The sequence below is a fragment of the Streptomyces sp. 8K308 genome (assembly GCF_004348315.1).
Lineage (GTDB): Bacteria > Actinomycetota > Actinomycetes > Streptomycetales > Streptomycetaceae > Streptomyces.
In genome coordinates, this window is sequence record NZ_SMKC01000474.1 from 1 (window position 1) to 4,277 (window position 4,277).

The 4,277-nt window shown below is 72.4% G+C and carries 4 protein-coding genes; all 4 read right to left on the reverse strand.

Annotation, left to right across the window (positions count from 1 at the left end; all coding sequences use genetic code 11):
- Positions 1–197 precede the first annotated feature (197 nt).
- On the reverse strand, positions 198–2,036 hold the full coding sequence (locus E1265_RS34225) for a DUF1996 domain-containing protein (protein WP_243741312.1): 1,839 nt from the start codon (positions 2,034–2,036) through the stop codon (positions 198–200).
- 113 nt (positions 2,037–2,149) lie between these two features.
- Positions 2,150–2,821 carry a DUF4142 domain-containing protein gene (locus E1265_RS34230; RefSeq protein WP_132934849.1) on the reverse strand — a complete coding sequence of 224 codons (672 nt, stop codon included), beginning with the start codon at positions 2,819–2,821 and terminating at the stop codon, positions 2,150–2,152.
- Positions 2,822–2,944: 123 nt separating this feature from the next.
- Positions 2,945–3,874: a hypothetical protein gene (locus tag E1265_RS34235; protein ID WP_243741313.1), complete on the reverse strand. Its 930-nt coding sequence runs from the start codon at positions 3,872–3,874 to the stop codon at positions 2,945–2,947.
- Positions 3,871–4,143 (reverse strand): PEP-utilizing enzyme, encoded by a 273-nt coding sequence (locus E1265_RS34240; RefSeq protein WP_243741314.1) that lies wholly within the window; start codon positions 4,141–4,143, stop codon positions 3,871–3,873. Before E1265_RS34240 ends, E1265_RS34235 begins: the two co-directional genes overlap by 4 nt.
- Positions 4,144–4,277: the final 134 nt, after the last annotated feature.

Consider the following 4,277-nt stretch of genomic DNA (forward strand, 5'->3'; position numbering starts at 1 on the left):
GGCCTGCCAGGCGAATCGCCTGGCAGGCCCTCCTCGTTGTCGCCAGCGCCCGCGACCGTGGTGGATCGTCGTGGCCCTTCGCGGTCCGCGTCGTGCGACGCGCGGCGCGGACAACAGGACGGGCACCGTCCGGGGCGGGCGCTTGGCGCCCCAGAGGTGCCCGTCAGTCGGTGGGCGGCGCGGCTAGCGCCGCCCGGTCACGGGCCGCACTCGCGGCCCTCGTTGATGCAGGCCACGGCCTCGGCCATGAGCTGCTCGTTCATCACGTTGATGAAGTCACCGTGGTCGGTCGAGGGGTGGTGCAGCTGCTCGGGGAAGCTGTCCACCGCGAACACCGGGCCCTGCGGGACGTCGTAGACGATCCGCTGCACCAGCTGCGGGATGGCCTGGAAGCCCTCCTGGCAGGAGCCGTCCGCCTGCGCGAACGCCACGTGCGTGCGGTGGTTGGCGCTGTCCGTGTTCTGGCCGTCCCAGCAGCTCTGGAAGTCGAAGGTGCGGACCAGGTCGCTGCCCTCGGGGCACAGCGGATACTGGTCGGTCAGCTGGACCGAGTCCTCGAAGCCGGTGCAGCTCCAGGAGGCGTTGGCGTTGGCCGTGCCGTTGGTCAGCGTCTTGGCGTCACCGGTGATGATCCGCAGGAAGCGCGGCATGTCGACCACCGGGCTGGTCGGGTTGCCCTGGAAGGTGAGGCTGACCTCGACCGGCTCCAGGACGGCGCCGCTGTTGTGGGCGTTGTCCAGCTCGTCGTCGATGGGCGGAACGTCGTCCCGGCCGATCTGGCCGGCGTCGCCACCGGCGTCGCCGCCGTTGTGGTCGCCGTTGTGACCGCCGGCCGCGTCGATCGAGCCGTCGCCGTCCTCGTCGAGGACCCGCAGCACCGGCCAGTAGTAGGTCGACTGGTCACCGTTGGTGCAGGTGGTCTCGGCCGCGGCCATGCTCTCGTCGGTGGCGAAGGCGTCGACCCCGATGTTGCCGATGTAGTCGTGCAGGTGGTGGGCGCCGTTGGAGACGCCGGGGGCCACGATCACGTTGTCGGAGTTGAACTGGCCCTCCTCGTTGGTCCCGCAGTCCACCGTGAACGTGCCGGTCGAGGCCGCCTCGTTGCCCGCCGGCGGCGGGGTCACGTTGGGCGTCACCGTGGTGATGTCCACGAAGTCCTCGGGGAACGGACCGCCGGAAACCGGCGGCGGGGCCTCGCCCTCGCCGCCCTCGTCGGGGGCCTCGCCCTCGTCGGGCGGGGTGTCGACGGGGTCGTTGCCGCCCTCGCCGACCTCACACGCCGAGAGGTCCTGCAGCCCGGCCGGCGCCGTGCCGCCCTGGCGCTCGATCGCGATCCTGATCCGGTCGAGCGCCGCGCTCCGCTTGCTCTGCAGCGGGCCGAGGATCGCGTTGTCCACGAAGTTCGGGCCGCCCTCGCCCGCCGAGCTCGCCAGGCGGCCGTTGGCCTCCTCGATCTGCCGCTGGAGGTTCCCCAGCTCCCGGTCCACCTCCGCCTGCGCGGCGGCCGGAACGTCCGAGACCACGACCTCGGGGCACTCGATCGAGCCGCCGCCACCGCCCGACTCGCCGTCCGCCGGGGGCGGCGCGGTGTCCACCGGGTTGGCCGGCGGCATCACCTGACAGGGGCTCATCCGGCGCAGCCGCTCGGCCTGCTGGCCCTCCACGCCGGTGGCCTGGACGATGCCTTCGATGGTCTCCTCGCGCTGGTTCTCCAGCTCGCTGAGCACCTGCCTGGAGTCGCCCGGCTCGGCCGCGGCGACCTCGGTCTCGTCGGTCGGTATCTGCCCGTAGGCGTCCGCCACCTGTTGGTCGAGGTCGGCGAGCAGTTGGCCGACGTCCGTCCTGGCGTCGTCGGGCAGCTGCGTCATGTTCTGTCCGACGTCCGGGCACTGGATCGTGCCGCCTGGTCGCCACGCGGCCTGGTGGCCGCGCGACCATCCCTGGCCGTCGCCGTCCCGGCCCCAACCGGCCGACGCCTGCTGGGCGATGACCACCGCTCCACCGCCCCCGACCACCAGCGCGGTCACCAACGCCACGACTTTTGTTCTGCCTCGTGAGCGTTTGTGTGTCTGACGACTCATGAATTACTCCGTCTCGTACAGGGATCCAGCGACGGGATCCGGGATTACAGCCCTCAAGGCAATCGGGGCTAATCGGTCAGCAGCGCGTAGTCGACCAGTCCCGTCAACTCCAGGTGTGTGATGTGGTCGAGCACGGTTTCGTTGGCCTGGTCCGCCAGCTCCCGAACCATGGAATTCTCGGTGGAGTGCCGGACTTGGGCGACAAGCCCGAATACCTGGCCGTGCGCCCGACGCAGGATGTTGGCGAACAGGTATTCGTACTCGGCGCCGCTGGCGGCCGAGAACCGGTCGAGGTTCGCCTGGAGCTGTTCTGACGGTTGGGTGGGCAGGTCGATTCCGAGTTCGCGCCCGGTGTTCACCGACATCTCGTCCAGCAGGGCGTGGCCGTCGACGAGGTGCTCCCCGGCGGTGCGAAGCGCCTCGTTGTCGCCGGCGCGCTCGATGGCCTGCTGGCCGGCGGGCCCCTCCCAGAGCCCGGCCATCCGGACCCGGCGCACGAAGTCGCGGTCCAGCGCGGTCAGGGGGCCGTACTGGGTGGTCAAGGTGCCACGCCCGTCGTCCGTGAAGGTCATCGGGGGCCCGACCTCGATGGACGGGCCCGCGTTGGCGACGCGCTCGAAGAGGCTGACGGGGATGAGCAGGGCGGCCAACGTGAGCGCCAGCGCGCCGATCACGAGCGCCGTGCCCACGGTGTGCGCGGACGTGAACGCGCCAGCGATGCCGGATCGTCTCTTAGCCATGCGAACTGCGCCCTCCAGGCCGGTTACGGGGGAGTGCGGTGGACGCTAGTGGCGGTGGCTCGGGCCGCTACCGGAATCATCACCAACGGACAAAGTCCAACCCTGTTCGGGGAGTTGCTGCTACTATCCGCTGGCTCCGATGGATCCGCTGCCGACGATCCGCAGTCGCATGCGGTCGACGGCCGCGTCCTCGAGACAGCCGAGCAGCCGGTGCACGTCGTGCGCGCTGAGCGACGGGTGCACGGTAGCCGCGAACAGGTCGTCGTCGAGCGCGGCCAGGCCGGCTCGTTGGAGCGGGACGGCGGTGGCGTCCCGGCAGCGCTCCCAGTGCTGGCGCACAACCAAAACGGCGCGATCGCCGTCCACGTCGTTGCCCTCGACGCGGAACAGTACCGAGGTGGCGGTCTCCCCGCCGCGTTCCGGTGGGCGGGTTTCGGTCAACTCGGCCAGCGCGTGGAAGAGACCGAGGCCGGTGAGGGCGAGGAGCAGCCAGCCGGCGGCGCGCGGCCAACGGCGGCGCGTGTCCAGCGGCCCGGGCGGCAACTCGGAAGCGCCGGCGGTCGGTCCGCCGGGCGGCGCCGCCAACGGCGCGAGCCGGCCGGCAAGACGGCGGTCGGCGGCCGGCCGCACGGTCGCCCCGGCGACCCGCTCCACCAGCCACGCGATGCCGGACAGGGCCACGCCGGTGGCCATCAGGACCGGCACGAAGACGAAGGTGCGGTCAATCTCCCCGCGGCGGTCGAGGAGCCAGGCGAAGCGGGGTGCCGGGCGGTGGTCGCCAGGGGCGCCGCGCAGCTCGGCGAGGATGTCCTGGCGCAGCCGCTCCCGCGCCTCCTCGTGCCGCAGGTCGCCTTCGCGCAGCCGCCGTTCGAGACGGCCGACGCGGTCGAGCAGGGCGAGGCCGAGCAGCATCACCTCGACGACGAGCAGCAGCACGCCGCAGAGGATCGTGCGCTGCCACTGCCAGCGGTAGAGGTAGATCACCAGGTAGGCGGCGGCGCCCAACGCGGCGGTGCCGCCGAACAGGTAGGCGGCCAGCCGGGCGCTCCTCACGGCCGCCCGCCGAGCTCGGTGACCTCGCCGGTGCCGCCGTCGACGAGCAGCGGCGTGCCGGGCGGGAACCCGCGCACGGCGTCGGCCGCGCCGGTGACGGTGGCCAGGCCCAACTCCCGGGCGAGCACGGCCAGGTGGGAGAGCGGACTGCCGGTTTGGGCGACCAGCGCGGTGAGGGTCGGCAGCAGCGGCGCCAACGACGGGTCGAGGTGCCTGACCACCAGCACGGCGTCCGGCGGGCGCGACCCCGGCGAACCGTCCCAGGCCACGCCGGCGACCCGCCCGCCGGACACCCCTGACCGGCGCGTCGGTCGCCCTCGGCGACCACGACCCCGCCTCCGCCACCCGAAATCGATCCGGCAGCGGCACGCCCCTCGCCGGCACGCGCCGCTCCCCCCACTCC

Bases quoted from the DNA above. Each gene is read 5' to 3' on its own strand.
- E1265_RS34230 (WP_132934849.1), bottom strand. From the start codon at position 2,821: ATGGCTAAGAGACGATCCGGCATCGCTGGCGCGTTCACGTCCGCGCAC.